This window comes from Pedobacter sp. (genome assembly GCF_965249885.1).
In the GTDB taxonomy this organism is placed as follows: Bacteria; Bacteroidota; Bacteroidia; order Sphingobacteriales; family Sphingobacteriaceae; genus Pedobacter.
Window position 1 is genome coordinate 4,494,903 of sequence record NZ_OZ252254.1, and the last position, 14,601, is coordinate 4,509,503.

Annotated in this window: 18 protein-coding genes; 7 read left to right on the forward strand and 11 right to left on the reverse strand. The window is 38.0% G+C overall.

Features of this window, described 5'->3' with window-relative positions; genetic code table 11:
- Nucleotides 1-40: 40 nt before the first annotated feature.
- A complete protein-coding gene (locus ACY2A0_RS19035; RefSeq protein ID WP_461791741.1) occupies nt 41-2,530 on the forward strand; it encodes a PAS domain-containing protein in 2,490 nt (829 codons plus the stop codon).
- 61 nt (nt 2,531-2,591) lie between these two features.
- On the opposite strand, the gene ACY2A0_RS19040 is transcribed toward ACY2A0_RS19035, so the two are convergent.
- The 5 genes from ACY2A0_RS19040 to ACY2A0_RS19060 form a co-directional block, all read right to left on the reverse strand.
- Complete coding sequence (locus tag ACY2A0_RS19040) at nt 2,592-2,849, reverse strand: hypothetical protein (protein WP_461790957.1); 258 nt, start codon at nt 2,847-2,849, stop codon at nt 2,592-2,594.
- A 17-nt stretch (nt 2,850-2,866) separates the two neighbouring features.
- The gene (locus ACY2A0_RS19045; protein WP_461791742.1) at nt 2,867-3,319 is read right to left on the reverse strand and encodes a ferritin-like domain-containing protein; all 453 of its coding nucleotides are present in this window, start codon (nt 3,317-3,319) and stop codon (nt 2,867-2,869) included.
- Nucleotides 3,309-3,677 carry a hypothetical protein gene (locus tag ACY2A0_RS19050; protein WP_461790959.1) on the reverse strand — a complete coding sequence of 123 codons (369 nt, stop codon included), beginning with the start codon at nt 3,675-3,677 and terminating at the stop codon, nt 3,309-3,311. The genes ACY2A0_RS19045 and ACY2A0_RS19050 overlap by 11 nt, the downstream gene beginning before the upstream one ends.
- 20 nt (nt 3,678-3,697) lie before the next feature.
- The gene (locus ACY2A0_RS19055) at nt 3,698-3,907 is read right to left on the reverse strand and encodes a hypothetical protein (RefSeq protein ID WP_461790960.1); all 210 of its coding nucleotides are present in this window, start codon (nt 3,905-3,907) and stop codon (nt 3,698-3,700) included.
- A 137-nt stretch (nt 3,908-4,044) separates the two neighbouring features.
- The gene (locus ACY2A0_RS19060) at nt 4,045-4,242 is read right to left on the reverse strand and encodes a KTSC domain-containing protein (RefSeq protein ID WP_461790961.1); all 198 of its coding nucleotides are present in this window, start codon (nt 4,240-4,242) and stop codon (nt 4,045-4,047) included.
- A gap of 113 nt (nt 4,243-4,355) precedes the next feature.
- Between ACY2A0_RS19060 and ACY2A0_RS19065 the strand changes: the two genes are divergently transcribed.
- A complete protein-coding gene (locus ACY2A0_RS19065; protein ID WP_461790962.1) occupies nt 4,356-4,523 on the forward strand; it encodes a hypothetical protein in 168 nt (55 codons plus the stop codon).
- 24 nt (nt 4,524-4,547) lie between these two features.
- Here ACY2A0_RS19065 and ACY2A0_RS19070 read toward each other — a convergent pair whose 3' ends face one another.
- A complete protein-coding gene (locus tag ACY2A0_RS19070; protein ID WP_198659505.1) occupies nt 4,548-4,721 on the reverse strand; it encodes a DUF6496 domain-containing protein in 174 nt (57 codons plus the stop codon).
- Nucleotides 4,722-4,907: 186 nt separating this feature from the next.
- Between ACY2A0_RS19070 and ACY2A0_RS19075 the strand changes: the two genes are divergently transcribed.
- From ACY2A0_RS19075 to ACY2A0_RS19085, 3 genes are all read left to right on the forward strand, one after another.
- Nucleotides 4,908-5,420 (forward strand): ferritin-like domain-containing protein, encoded by a 513-nt coding sequence (locus ACY2A0_RS19075; protein WP_461790963.1) that lies wholly within the window; start codon nt 4,908-4,910, stop codon nt 5,418-5,420.
- 268 nt (nt 5,421-5,688) lie between these two features.
- On the forward strand, nt 5,689-6,267 hold the full coding sequence (locus ACY2A0_RS19080) for a DUF4142 domain-containing protein (RefSeq protein WP_461790964.1): 579 nt from the start codon (nt 5,689-5,691) through the stop codon (nt 6,265-6,267).
- A gap of 58 nt (nt 6,268-6,325) precedes the next feature.
- Nucleotides 6,326-8,599: a glycosyltransferase family 4 protein gene (locus ACY2A0_RS19085; protein ID WP_461790965.1), complete on the forward strand. Its 2,274-nt coding sequence runs from the start codon at nt 6,326-6,328 to the stop codon at nt 8,597-8,599.
- A 63-nt stretch (nt 8,600-8,662) separates the two neighbouring features.
- Here ACY2A0_RS19085 and ACY2A0_RS19090 read toward each other — a convergent pair whose 3' ends face one another.
- A complete protein-coding gene (locus tag ACY2A0_RS19090; protein ID WP_461790966.1) occupies nt 8,663-10,141 on the reverse strand; it encodes a glycoside hydrolase family 130 protein in 1,479 nt (492 codons plus the stop codon).
- Between the two features lie 199 nt (nt 10,142-10,340).
- Between ACY2A0_RS19090 and ACY2A0_RS19095 the strand changes: the two genes are divergently transcribed.
- A complete protein-coding gene (locus ACY2A0_RS19095; protein WP_461790967.1) occupies nt 10,341-10,586 on the forward strand; it encodes a hypothetical protein in 246 nt (81 codons plus the stop codon).
- On the opposite strand, the gene ACY2A0_RS19100 is transcribed toward ACY2A0_RS19095, so the two are convergent.
- The 3 genes from ACY2A0_RS19100 to ACY2A0_RS19110 form a co-directional block, all read right to left on the reverse strand.
- Entirely contained in the window at nt 10,583-11,272 is a 690-nt protein-coding gene (locus ACY2A0_RS19100) for a response regulator transcription factor (RefSeq protein ID WP_461791743.1), read from the reverse strand. The two genes, ACY2A0_RS19095 and ACY2A0_RS19100, sit on opposite strands and share 4 nt — an antisense overlap.
- Nucleotides 11,259-12,377 carry a sensor histidine kinase gene (locus ACY2A0_RS19105; RefSeq protein WP_461790969.1) on the reverse strand — a complete coding sequence of 373 codons (1,119 nt, stop codon included), beginning with the start codon at nt 12,375-12,377 and terminating at the stop codon, nt 11,259-11,261. Before ACY2A0_RS19105 ends, ACY2A0_RS19100 begins: the two co-directional genes overlap by 14 nt.
- A gap of 121 nt (nt 12,378-12,498) precedes the next feature.
- The gene (locus ACY2A0_RS19110; RefSeq protein ID WP_461790970.1) at nt 12,499-13,032 is read right to left on the reverse strand and encodes a DUF892 family protein; all 534 of its coding nucleotides are present in this window, start codon (nt 13,030-13,032) and stop codon (nt 12,499-12,501) included.
- Between the two features lie 189 nt (nt 13,033-13,221).
- On the opposite strand from ACY2A0_RS19110, the gene ACY2A0_RS19115 reads away from it, so the two are divergent.
- Nucleotides 13,222-13,716, forward strand: coding sequence for a CinA family protein (locus ACY2A0_RS19115; RefSeq protein WP_461790971.1), 495 nt, complete (start codon nt 13,222-13,224; stop codon nt 13,714-13,716).
- Here ACY2A0_RS19115 and ACY2A0_RS19120 read toward each other — a convergent pair.
- Entirely contained in the window at nt 13,706-14,590 is an 885-nt protein-coding gene (locus ACY2A0_RS19120; RefSeq protein WP_461790972.1) for an SDR family oxidoreductase, read from the reverse strand. The two genes, ACY2A0_RS19115 and ACY2A0_RS19120, sit on opposite strands and share 11 nt — an antisense overlap.
- Between the last annotated feature and the right edge of the window lie 11 nt (nt 14,591-14,601).

The following is a 14,601-nucleotide window of genomic DNA, read 5'->3' on the forward strand; positions in this document are numbered from 1 at the left end:
TAATGGTTGGTTTGAGGTAGAAGCATTTCCTATTGCAGAAATGGGCAACGACTTTGTTGGTGTACTATTTAACGATGTAACGGAACGTAAAAAAGCAGAAAAAATCCTAATTGATAGTGATGAAAAGCAAGGTTACTTACTTAAATTAACCGATGCGATTAGGTTTATCTCAGATCCCTTGGACATACAAGAAGCTGCAGCAAGAGCGATTGGCGAGCATTTAAACGTCAATTACGCTTTTTACGGTCATGTAGTTTCCGTTAACCAATTGGAGCATATCCAAATTGAAAGGCTATATCAAAAGAACGAAGGCACACCATTTAAGCCTAACCTATATCCTTTTTCAGATTTAGGTATCAAAGTAGAGGAACTTAGGACAGGAGAAACGATCATTATCTCTCAGCAAGATGTAACTAGTGGTGATATCACTGAGGAAGTATCATTACATCAAATTTTAAATTCATTTGCTTGGGTAGCGGTTCCATTGATAAAAAACGAAAAACTTGTAGCTGTGCTGATGGTGCAGCACGAACAACCGTATACCTGGACCGAAAATCAAATTTCCTTAATTGAAGAAACAGCCGAACGTACTTGGGCTTACGTAGAACAAGCAAGTATTGCAAAAGAGCTAGACCATTCCAAAGAACAGCTAGCAGTCGCTTTAACAGCATCCAACATGAGTACTTTCCACTGGCTATCAAAAAAGGGGAATGTGGTGGTTTCGCCGCTATCTTCAGTAGTATTTGGATTGAAAAACAACAGTTCGTCGTACAGCGACAGTGAGGGGTTTTTTATGGTTCATCCTGATGACAGGCAAAGCCATTTGGATGTACTGGAAAAAGCGTGTAAGGATGAAAAAGAGTTTCATCATATCTACAGAATCGTTAGACCTGTAGATGGGAAACTGGCCTGGATTGAAGAAAGAGGAAAAGGAGTTTTCCATCCACACAGTGGGATTTTGGAGGTCAGAGGGATCCACTGGGACATAACAGCACAAAAAGAACAAGCTGATTTAATCAAAAAAGCAGAAGAAAGGTACTTAGTTAAACTGGAACGAGATGTTAATCTTAGAACCAAAGAATTAAAGGAAAGTAGAGACGAACTAGCGGCCATTTACAACAATACGCTGATGTCGATATCGGTTTTGAGTGCCGTACGTGATGACGATGGAAAAATCCTAGATTTCAAATTTGCCTTGGTAAACCGAGCTTTGGAGAAAGAAACCGGCCGTCGGGATTTAATCAATAAGCTTTATGCAGAAGAGTATCCTGGTATAGTTAAAACCGGGGTTTTTGATAAGATGCTGAAAGTAATGGAAACAGGTATGCCGGCTAGTATCGAATATTTTTATCCGTATGAGGACTTTAACAAATGGTACTCCTGCATGTTTGTTAAAATGGGCGACGGGCTACTGACAACCGTATTAGATATTACTGAACGTAAAATTGCTGAACAACTTTTCACAGAAAACTCTGCGATGATACAAGGTATTGCCAATTCGGCGCCAGACATGTTGTATGCCATCAACCTAGAAACCATGCAACAGTTTTACTCAAATTACCGTATTGAGCAGCTGGTGGAAAAGTCTCAGGTAGAGATTAAGAAGATGGGCAAAAATTTCTTCGAGCGCTTTATTCATCCAGAGGATAAAGCGAATTTCTATGGCAATTTGGAAGATTTAAAATGGAAAAACCATAAAGAAATTAATGCTGTAACTTACAGACTGGTAGATGCTAAAGGAGAAATCCATTGGATAACAACAAAGAGTACCGTTTACATGCGTGATGAAAATGGAAATCCCACACATATTGTTGGTATTTCACAAGATATTACCCAACAGCGCAATTTAGAAGAGAGAAATAAACAGCTGACCAAAGAAAGGCAGCTACTAGAACAAAAACAACAGCGGGAGATTTTAAAGGCCACTTTAAACGCCCAGGAAGAGGAACGACAACGCATTGCAGAAAGTTTGCATAATGGCCTAGGACAAGTATTATACGGGGTTAAGGCCACGCTTGAACGTGTAAAACTGGATCAAAAAATACCTGCTGATGATAATGCCAAGGCACTTAATAGATCAAAAGAATTACTGGGACTTTGCATCACCGAAAGCAGAAAAATATCTCACGAGCTGATGCCCTCTATTTTGGAAGATTTTGGTTTGAAAGCTAGCATTAGAGATATCTGCGAACAAATGAAAGGAGAAACCAATTTCAACTGCACATTTTCCGGTGTGGATGTTCCGTTGGAGAAGTATTTACAACTGGCTATTTATCGCATTGCTCAAGAGCTCACACTCAACATTGCCAAACATGCTAGCGCTAAAATAGCCCATATTGATGTTTCGATACAAAAAAACGAGGTACACATTACTGCCAAGGATAATGGTTTGGGTTTTTCAACTGATGCCAGAAAAAATAAGGGAATAGGGCTGAAAACAATTGAATCTAAGGTGAAGCTGTTAAACGGAAAAATGGAAATCAGCTCATTGCCGCAACAAACCACGGTACACATTCAGTTTCCAATTTAACGTATATTAAAAATAGCACTTAGTTTTTTACGCTAAGTGCTATTCCATAATAAATTCTTCATTAGGCAATGGTAAATCCGCCCAACAAATCTTCGTTTTCAAAGTTTACTGAATTCCAAGTATTTCTTCGTTTGCGGAAAAGAGATTGCCCTTTGACCTCTTCATCATTTGCCCCTTTACCTATGTTTTTAAAGCTCTCAATACTTGATTTACCTTGTCTGTCAACATCGGCATCGCTTCCTTTCATTTGTGATCTTGGAATAAATCCAAACTCATTGCTCTCTCCATTTGTAGAAGAAATTTGGCTCTTCGTTTCCATTTCTTTTCAATTTTAAGTTATCTTTCTAATCGCATTCTATAGGTTTCAACTTCTTTGAGCGCCTCCAAAATTCCTGTGCGTTGTTTTTGCAGTAATTCTAGATGATCTGCATGCGCATCGGGTTCTGCTAAAATTTCATCGTACTTTTCAATAGCCGCCTTTTCTCCCGTTTCAATGGCAGCAAGTATAGCTTCATCTTCATTACTCGACAACGCCTGTTTAATATCAATCCAAGTGCGATGCAAAGCACCTAATAAGCCACCTTGTTCGTTTTCACTATCGCCACCGTGCATCGCAATATGACTTTTTAGCTCAGTAGCATAACCGATACGCTGTGAAGCAAATCTTAAGAACAAATCCCTTAATTCAATGCTTTTAGTGACGTCACTTGCCGACATGTAGCCTTCTTTACCATCATTCAGGATATTGACAAGCCCTTTTAAATCTTCAATTACGTCTCTATTGCTCATTAGTTTCATCATTACTCCTATCTTCTTCGTTTTCTAAATCTGCATTGTGGTTAGGATCTTCCCCTTTTGTAGTTGCTTGTTTGCTAACGGAAAGAGGCGTATCATCCATCACACCTGCTACAGCTGATGAATCTTCACTACCTGTATTGGCTGCATCACCATTGGCCACATCCGCAGGTCGTCTGTCTAATTCAGAATGATCTTTCTGAAAACTTTCGCGGTTTGCAAAACGTTGGTTCGGATTTCCTTCTTCGCCTTGTGGCTGCCCTTTTTGCCCTTCATGCGTATCGCTTACAGGCTCTTGTTCATCCCTATGGCGCTTATTAAAATCCCTATTTTGCTCAAATTGTATTTCCATGATAAAAATGTTTAATTAGGTTATTGCCTAACACTATCTGCATTAACTGATTTATCCCTATGCAAGCTGTCCATTCCACTAGTATCTGTGTTAGTAGTAGTGTCCATATCCATGAAACTCGTATCTACAGCCATAGCTGTATCTTTCATCTCATCCTGTTTATTTTCCGAACTACAGCCGAAGGCAATTGTACCGATTGCCAAGAGGCATAATCCAACTATTTTTTTCATCGTTCTTATTTTTATGTTTAGAAATTGGTTAACATGTTATAAATAGTAGAAGCGCTGCAAAAGTTTAGCAGCTGATGTATTTCAGGTATTAAAATGGTAATCTCAGGTATTTACCGTATATCAACTGCTTGCACCTGCTAACTAATTTTCTCGCCTTTGAACAATTTTTTCAATTTTCTATTGAGGTACGTACCTTTAGAAATAGACGCTTTAAATTCCTTATAAATTTTTTCGGGAACGTTGTGATAGATATAAACATCCCCAGAATTAAAAATCACTTTTAACTCTTGGTTCGCTAGTTGATAACTGATATGTGCAACTACAGATGACGGCATTTTTTTATAATTAGCAAGTAGAAACACCCATATATTGCGTTCATACTACCCGATTTGATTGTAATGTTTTTTTAGCTACTACTAATGGTTATATTTGAGTAAACACAATAAGCATGGAAAAGTCTAATAAAAACAAACTGGCGACTGATCAGCTTTTGGAAAAATCGAAAGAGCTGAGGGAAAAATCTAAAGCTACCGGCGACAAATTCAACGCCTTGAAAGTAAAACTAGAAGAATTTATCCACCCAAATACGGATACAGCTAAAAAGGAGAATCAGTGACGTTCTCCCTTTAGTGCTTCTCAATTATTTCTTTTTAGGAACCTTTGCGCCAGCCTCCTTAGCTTCGGATAGGCCAATGGCTACGGCTTGTTTTTTGGAAGTAACTTTTTTGCCAGTTCCCGTTTTAAGCTTACCTTCTTTCATTTCGTGCATGGCTTCACCTACTTTTTCGCCAGCCTTTTTAGAATATTTTGCCATTTTTTTCAAGTTTAGTTAACTATTAAAGCATCAACTGAAAAAAATGTTTATCAATCCCTGTAAAATAGGTATTTGTACTTCTCTACAATTCACAAAATACCTGTTTTCTTTCCTGTAAAAACAATATTGTGCTCCGTTTTCTTTATTAGGTACAAATCGAAAACATATCACAAAAACTTAATTATTATGAAAAATCAAAAAGATACAGGTAACATGCCTAACAATCACTTACATGAATTATTTGTAGATGAATTGAGAGACGTATTAGGTGCTGAAAAACAATTGCTTAAAGGATTGAAAAAAATGGCCGACAAAGCCGTTGGTGCTAGTCTTAAAGATGCTTTTACCGCTCACTATGCTGAAACCGAAGAGCAAATTGAACGCTTAAAACAGGTTTTCGCTAGTATCAATCTTACCGCTAGAGCTAAAAAATGTAAAGCTATGGAAGGTTTGCTTAATGAAGCTGAAGAAATTATGGATGAGTTTGAGGGAGATGACGCTTTAGATGCTGCCTTAATTGCTGCAGCTCAAAAAGTAGAACATTACGAAATTGCTAGCTACGGGTGTTTAGTAACCTACGCTACCTTAATGGAGCATACCGAAGCAAAAGAGCTTTTGGCTATGACTTTGGAGCAAGAAAAAGAAACGGATACCAAGCTTACGGACATTGCAATGTCTGAGGCTAACGTAATGGCATAAGTTTTTCTGTTTGACGCCGGTGCTGGCGGATGTCAGCATCGGCTTTTTCTTGACGTGATATTTTGTAGTTGTTTGGTTAATGATTAATGGTTAATGATTAATTGCTGTGATTGCAAAAACTAGCTAAACGCTAGCTACTAATACCTAGTTCCTAATACCTGACCACTGATACTTAATTCCCGATACCTAATACCTGACATCTAACCACTGATACCTAAATATTTTCCTTACGCTAAAACAATTTGATGGCAAAATTAATTTATACAGCATGAGAAATTTACTTTTTTTCCTTTATAGTGTGGCTTTCACAGTGATGATTGCCTGCAACTCGCAACCTAAAGATGCAAAAGAATTGGCAGATAGTGTTAATGCTACTAAAGACACTACAACCAACAGTGGCGACATTATCACGGTTAGAGAAAACGAAGCAGAATTTGCTACTAATGCCGCAGATGCCGGACTGGCAGAAATTAACTTCGCCAACTTGGCAATTAGCAAAACCAGCAACGCTGATATTAAAACGTACGCTAATATGATGCTAAAAGACCACGGTGCAGCGAATGATGAACTTATGGCCCTAGCAAAAAGTAAAAACATTAGTTTACCAGTAAGTATGAGCAGTGAACATCAAAAAACACGCAACGAGCTGGCAGAAAAATCTGGTACCGACTTCGATAAATTGTATTTAGATGTAATGGAAAAAGACCATGTAAAGGTGTTAGCTTTTATGGAACACGAAGCTAGAGAAGGAACCGACCCTGATTTGAAAGCGTTCGCAAGCAAAACTGTTCCAGTGATCAATGCGCATTTAAATGCCGTTCGTAAAATAAAAGAGAAATTAAAATAAAACGCCTTCTGAAACCAATTTCCGCTCCCTTAACGCAATTCATATTAAAAGTAAAACGATGAAAATAGCTTATATTAGTACCTCACTACCTAACGAATGTGGCATCGCTACGTTCAATGCTAACCTAGCCAATGCGATCAACCAACACAAAGCTATTTCAAAAGAGAGTTTTGTTGTTGCAATGAACGACACCGACAACCTCGACGAATACAACTATCCAGAGGAGGTGAAATATATTATCCGTAAAAACAACCAAGATGATTACCTGCAAGCTGCTGATTACATCAATAATAGCGGTGTTGATGCGTGTGTAATTGAACATGAGTTTGGTATTTACGGCGGCGATAGCGGTTTATATTTGCTCACATTAATGGCAAATGTAGAGGTACCGATGATCAGTATTTTACATACAGTACTTAAACATCCGAGCTATGTACAACAAACCATCATTCAGCAAATAGCTAAGCGTTCTTCGCGAATTGTGGTAATGAGCCAAAAAGCAATCGGATTTTTAACCAGCATTTATCAAATTCCAAAAAACAAGATTCAATATATTGAGCACGGAGTACCTGATTTGGAACCTGCGGTGGACAATCCTATAAAGGCAACAGCGCCATTTAAAGGTAATAAAGTGCTGCTTACGTTCGGCTTAATTAGTCGTGGAAAAGGACTGGAAACCGTTGTGGAAGCCCTTCCGAAAATCGTTGCAAAAAATCCAGATGTGAAGTATGTTATTTTAGGAAATACGCATCCAGGAGTGGTTAAAAATGATGGTGAAGAGTATAGAGACAGTTTGACCGCTTTAGCTAAAAAACTGAATGTAGAAAAAAACTTAGTGTTTGTAAACAAATTTGTAGACGAGCAGGAGTTGCATCACTACTTATCAGCTACTGATATCTATATTACTCCATATTTAAACGAAGCACAAATTACTAGTGGTACCCTTTCGTACGCAGTTGGCGCCGGAGCAGCCGTAATATCCACACCTTATTGGCATGCACAAGAACTGCTAGCTCAAAAACGTGGCTTATTATTCGATTTTAGAGATAGCGAACGATTGAGTAGTTTAGTAAACGATCTTTTCGAAAACCCAGACCATCTTGCTGAGTTAAAATATAACGCCTACCAGTACGGCCTGTCGTTACGTTGGCCTAGTATTGGCAAAAGCTACGTTAAAGTTATGGAGCGGGCAATTTCGGACAAACAGAAAGCTGATGCTGCAAGTAAAAGCATGATCGATGTGGATAGCATTCCTGCCTTCAGTTTAAATCATATCCGATTATTGACAGATGATACAGGAATTATCCAACATGCAAAATACGGCATACCTAATTTTAAAGAAGGATATTGTTTAGACGACAATGCTAGGGCATTGATGATGGCTTTAATGGCGTTTGAGCAATATAAAAGTAAGGAAGCCCTTGATTTGTTGCCAATTTACATGAGCTACATCCAGTACATGCAAAATGACGATGGTAGCTTTAGAAATTTTCTAAGCTTCAACAGAAACTATTTAGATGAAGTAGGTTCAGAAGATGCTTTTGGCAGGACGATTTGGGCGCTTGGTTATCTGGTTAACTATGCACCGAATAACTCCTACAAAGAGTTTGCAAACGAGTTATTCATCAAATCTACCGCCCAATTCGGCAAATTACAGCACCTAAGAGGAGTAGCTAATACCATTATCGGTATTCATCATTACTTAAAAGCTAATCCGCACGAAACTTATTTGCATGAAATATCAACTAATTTATCGGCTAAGCTAATTAGTGCTTATCAGGATAATAAGGAACAAAACTGGCATTGGTTCGAACAACAAATGACATACGATAATGCCATGTTACCGCTAGCTTTGTTATGCCATTACGATATCAGCAAAAATCATCAGGCCTTAACCATTGGTTTGGAAAGTTTGGATTTCTTAACCCAAAAGACTTTAAGTTTTGGATTTTTAAACCCAGTTGGTAACGATGGTTGGCTGCAGAAGGACAAAGAAATGGCTAAATACGACCAGCAGGCAATAGAAACGATGGCGATGGTGTTGGTATATTTCAAAGCTTATGAGGTGACTAATGACGTGAAATACATGAAACATCTTTACCAAAGCTACCGTTGGTTTCTTGGCGAAAACAGCTTGAGTTTGCCTTTATATGATGACGAAACTAAGGGTTGTGCAGATGGACTACAATCCAATGGCGTTAACCGAAACCAAGGTGCTGAAAGTACTTTAGCCTACTTCATCTCCCATTTGGTAGTTTTTAAGGCTTTAGAAATTGAATATCGTTATTTAAAGGACGACCGGCAATTTAAAGTAGACTTTCTAGCAAAATAGAACAACCATAAAAAAAATGCCCCGAGATAACCTCGGGGCATTTTTTTTATGGCTTAAGCTCAGCTAAACCGCACTTCCGTTATTCGTTTCCATAATGCGCTCTAACAAACGTTTCAAGTTTACTGTAGCAAACGACGAGCAATAATCTGATAAGCCGTATGGAATAATCAATTCGCCGTTGTGAATAATTGATCCACACGAATAAAGAACATTAGGTACGTAACCTTCTCGTTCATCCGGATTTGGAACTAGCAATGGCTCGTGCAATCTACCAATTTCTATAGATGGATCATCCAAATCTAATAAACTAGCACCTAAGCAATACCTCCGCATTGGACCAACGCCATGCGTAATAATCAACCAGCCAGCTTCTGTTTCAATGGGCGAGCCGCAATTACCAATTTGAATAAATTCCCAAGGATAAAGCGGCTGCTGTAATTTAATAGGTTCTTCCCAAACCGTAATTTTGTCCGAGTACATCAGGTAATTGTTCCACCCGTCAATCCTAGACATCATGGCGTATTTACCTTTAATTTTTTTCGGGAACAATGCCAGGTTCTTATTCTGTGCTCCTTTGCCATGCAGCGGACTCACTTTAAAATCGTAAAAATCGTCGGTTTGCATTAATTTAGGAATGATAAATGCGCCGTCGAAAGCGGTGTAAGTAGCATAGTAAGTGATGCTCCCATCTTCTTTTGTAAAACGGACGAACCTGGCATCTTCAATACCTTTCCGCTCAAATTCCGAAATAGGAAAAATTACTCTATCAGAAATATCGGTATCCTTAGAAAAGCAAATCTCGTGGTAGGTATCTGATAACCACAAAATCCTGTCGTAAGCTAACTGGTCAGCATCTTCCTGTTGTTTTTCCTTTGCATCCATTACCAATCTTCGTAGCTGGGTATAATCAAATTTATCACCCAAATGTTGGTTAATATTCGAAATTACCTCAGCAGAAACTCCTGCATCTTCCGCTTTTTTAAGGAACAAGCTTTTGTTATAAATGGCATTTTTCACTACATCAGCTTCGTCAATATAAATTCCTGCAGGTAGCACTTGAATATTATTATGCGCATCAATTAAAGCACGCCTAAATACTACAGAAGAAATGTGTCCCTCGCCTACTGCCCTAAAGCTGATAATTACCCGCTTTTCGCCCTCTACCAAATTCGTTTGGTCGGGATCTTCCACTATCGAAGGGTTGAAAAATGCGGCAGATTCTATAGAATACTCGTGGGTAAAGTAAGAGCCTATCAAATATCTTACAAATTCGTCCATTTCATCGTAGGCATATCCCATCTCTTCGATAAGCCACTGTACCTTTCGGCAGTGCCTCAAAAATACTTTGGTGATATTCCTGTGTCGTTTAGAAAATTCCTGTAGTAAGGGCGATACAATCTCAAAAACTTGTTTCTCGCTGAGGCTCATCACCTTCGAAATAACGACCCTTGCTCGTTCATCACCATTATAAAAAAACCTTGCTATTACTCTGCTAGGATCTGGATATACTTTAACTGGTTTTCTGGAAACTGTAATCCTCATAATTGAATTTTGATTTTAGAAAATAACACTTTTAAAGAGAAGATGTTTGTAAATAGCTCAACTCTGGCTAAACCAAAAATGCGATGAGCTGTTACTTATAAAGATAATGTGATTAAGGAAGATTTATTACATCAGATTTAACATAATACTCCATAAAGAATTTAGATCAAATTAATGTTACCACTTAAACGAGCATATCATGGAATCATCAAATAAAGAATTTTATATCATTGCTGAAATAGATCAGCAAAAGAAACACATTAAAATTGTTGAATTAGAAACTTCAGATGGTGTCCCTTATTACTCTTGCGTAATTGGAGAAAAAGAAATTAGCCAAGTTAGAAATGAAACTTATGGGAATTGGGAACAACTGTGGGGCAATTTATCAAAAGAAGTTGTGGAACAAATAGGAAACGAAATTGCTAAACAGGTAACTCCACCTTAATCTGCTTGAAAACTTAGCACCCCATTAACTAAGCAGTACTTAATTAATGCTGCTGTATTTTTCACCCCCGTTTTATTAATCATTTGTAGCCGATGCCCCTCAACGGTTCTTTTACTGGTAAATAATTTGTCGGCGATTTCTAAGTTAGTATAACCTTCAGCAATTAGCGCTAAAATCTCTATCTCTCGAGATGAAAATTCTACTTTTGATGTGCTTTGGGACTTCGCGATTATTTTGGTACCTAACAACATTTTACCCAGCAAATGATAACTCAATTCAGAGCAGATATAAAAAGAGTTGTAGATAACCTGTCTTATTGCAAAAACTAACTCTTCTTCATTGACACTTTTGAGCAAATATCCTTTTGCTCCGGCCTGCAAAGCTTGTGAAATGTATTTTTCGTGATCAAGCATGGATAAAATTAATACTTTAACGGATGGAAAAGCTTCATTGACTTTTCGGCAAAGTTCCAATCCTCCCATGTTGGGCATGTTGATATCCACCAATACCAAATCTATTTGATGATCCCCCTGTGAAATCATATTTAAAGCTTCTATTCCATCAGCTGCTTCACCTATTACATTAAAATATGGATATTTAACCAATAAAGATTTGATCCCATCACGCACTAGGTGATGATCATCAACCAACAATATATTAATTTGTTTAGTACTATTCTGCGCCATTTAGTGGGATATTCATTAAAACTTTAGTTCCTTTATCTGGACTCGAAAAAATTTCGAAGACTCCATTTAAAATATGAATCCTGTTCACAATACTTTTTAAACCAAAGCCTTTTTTAGTATCCAATAGTATGTTTTTATCCAATCCTAAACCATTATCGGTTTTACTTACATAAAGCTCGTCATCCTTTTGCATGATGAGTACATTTACATGAGTGGCTTTAGCATGTTTTAAGGTATTATTTAAAAGTTCTTGAATAATACGGTATACAATCACTTCTAAATTTCTGTTTAACCTGAACTCTTTTATAGTAAAGCTTAAGTTGAAAGAAATATGATGAGGGTCTAATTTTCTCTCCAACAAATCTTTTAATGCTTCTTCAAGGCCCATGTCAGACAGCAAAACTGGTGTTAGCTCAAAAGAAACTTCTCGAACTTTTTTAATTGCTTTTTGAAGCAATGCCCTGCTCTCGGTCTCTTCTACTCCGAGCTTAAGTTGTGCGGCAAAAAGAAGTTGACCTATTTCATTATGCAAATTTTCGGCGATGTTTCTTCGTTCCTCCTCTTGCGCATCTATGATTGCTTTAAATAGCAATTGCTGTTGTACCACTTCGGCCTTCGCCTGCTCATCAATCAAGCGTTGTTTCTCCTGTTGAAGTTCAAGCTGAGGAGTAATATTTTGCGAAATGCCTACAATTTGTAATGGAATTCCAAGATAATCACGCTTCAATAATTTCCTTCTAGTGGCGATCCAATGCGTATTTCCGTTTTTATCGATCACTCTGTAAGTCAGCTCGTCTAGCTCATCATCTTCTAAATATTTCAGCCTTTCCAAGCTTTTGAAGTACATCTCCTGATCTGCAGGATGGATTGTTTTTTCAAAAAAACGCAATCCTAGCTGTTCTATTTGATTTTGGTTTAATCCAAACAAATGATGTATCGCAGCATTGGTGTAAATTTTACGCATTTGCTGAATATCAGTAACATAGATCATATCCGGCACGGCATCGGCGATTTTTGAAAAAACTACCGCATCCAGTTCAAAATCTTCAATCAAGATTTTGTTAGATGGGTTTTCAACCACCTGTAAATCCTTTTCTTTATGCATAAGCGCTAATTGCAATTGAGAGCTTAAATATAGCCATAATTATCTTAATCATTTATAAAGCTTATTATGCAGTAAAACCAAAACAAAAAAAAGGTGAAATCAGCATGACGAAGATCAATAGCTACACAATTTCATCGAGCATAGTTCCCGCATCAGCCATGGCCAACTGTTCTTCCTCTAATTGCTTATGGTGTATGATAATTTTGATTAGATTAACTATTTTTTCTTCATTTAATTCCATCGCTTGCGCCAATAATGAAGTAAGTGCAGTAATTTGATATTGCTGAGCCTGTTGCATCCCTACAATCAAACCCGCATCCCTAATGAAACTATGGCGTGGAGTCACGTCGATGATATCATAACACTCGTCGATAAGATACTCCATGTCTTTATTATCGGTTACTACTACTTCCGCTTGGAGCAACTCAAATATACTTTCTAGGCGAAAGAGGTGTTCCCTTACATCTTTTTGGAATTTTTCCATCAGCTCAAGCAAATCGTCACTCGCTACTGCAAGCTGTATAATTGGCAATACAGTTAGCCACTGTTGTTCTGCAGCATATACTAATTTCAAACTTTCAACTAGCGAATGTCTTTCGCTTAATTTCATTTGCATTTTTTCAATAGAAGCGTTAGAATTTGTTGAACTCACCATAATAAACCATTATAAATCAAACATTAACAATTCCTAGAAGCGGTAATTTAGTAAATCTAATATCCGACAACATATCTTTCATAAAAAGGACATTTATACTCAAAAGTTAAGTATAAATACTTGTTTTAAAACAAGTTATTCAAGTATCAAACAGCTAAACAAACACCAGCTGATATCTGTTTTTTGCATATGAACATTACTGAACTTACCCTTGATGAACTTAGCAAACGCTGCAAAAATGCAACAATTACCATCGCAGCTGCAGAAAGCGTAACTGCTGGTTATTTACAATTTTTGTTGAGCCAAATGCCAAGCGCACTTGATATATTTAACGGTGGAATTACGGCTTATAATATTGGCCAGAAAGTAAAACATTTAAATTTAGACTATATCGAAGCTGCTAAATGCAATTGCGTGTCTAAAGAAACAGCCGAAACAATGGCTATTAAAGCCGCTGAACTCTTTAACAGTAAAATGGGAATTGGTATCACGGGCTATGCTAGTCCGGTGCCTGAAAAAGATGTGACCGAGTTATATGCTTATATGGCAATATACTTAAACAATAAAGTTGTGCATAGCTACAAACTTCACAGCAAAGAGACCTCGGCAGCCGAAGCACAAAAAGACTATGCCTTACAAGTGGTTACCGAGGTGCTTTCTTATTTAGAAGGAATTAGATCGTAATACGTCCGCCTGTAACAGGCAAAACCGCCCCGGAGATATAACTTGCCTCAGCAGATGCTAAAAACAAGAAAGCGGGTGCAATTTCCACAGGTTGACCTGGGCGTTCCATTGCGGTATTTTTTCCAAAACTTTCTACATTAAATTTCGTCGCTGGAATTAACGGCGTCCATACTGGTCCAGGAGCAACTGCATTAACTCTAATTCCCTTACCTTGTTTCAGTAAAATTTGGCTGAGATTTGAGGTGAAATTGATCACCGCTCCCTTGGTTGCCGAGTAAGGCAGCAAGTCCTCAGAAGGCTCGAACGCGGTTACAGAAGTGGTGTTGATGATACTACTTCCCTTAGGCATATGAGGTATTGCTGCTTTGCATAGGTGAAAAATAGCCCTCACGTTAGTATCAAAAGTGTAGTCCCATTCGTCAGTTGGTATATCTTCAATGGTTTTTCTACTGATATGGAAAGCAGCGTTGTTGATTAATATGTCGATTTTTCCGAAAGCTTCAACTGCTTTACTTACTATACTTTTACAGTGACTTTCGTCAGTAATGTCGCCCTTAACTAAAACGGCTTTCCTTCCGGCGTCTTTAACGTAGTTCGCCGTAACTTCAGCATCTTGATCTTCTTCATCGGACAGGTAGCTGATCAGCACGTTTGCACCCTCCCTAGCAAAAGCAATTGCAACTGCCCTTCCAATGCCCGAATCGCCGCCAGTGATTACAACACTTTTATCTTTAAAGCGGTTATAGCCTACGTAGCTATCCTCACCATGATCTGCCTTTGGATTCATGAGTGCTTCGGTACCCGGATGTTGTTGTTTAGGCGTATCAAACGGCGGAGCCGGAAATAAATTCTTTGGATCTTGTTGTTCGTTCATAGCTTCTCTAT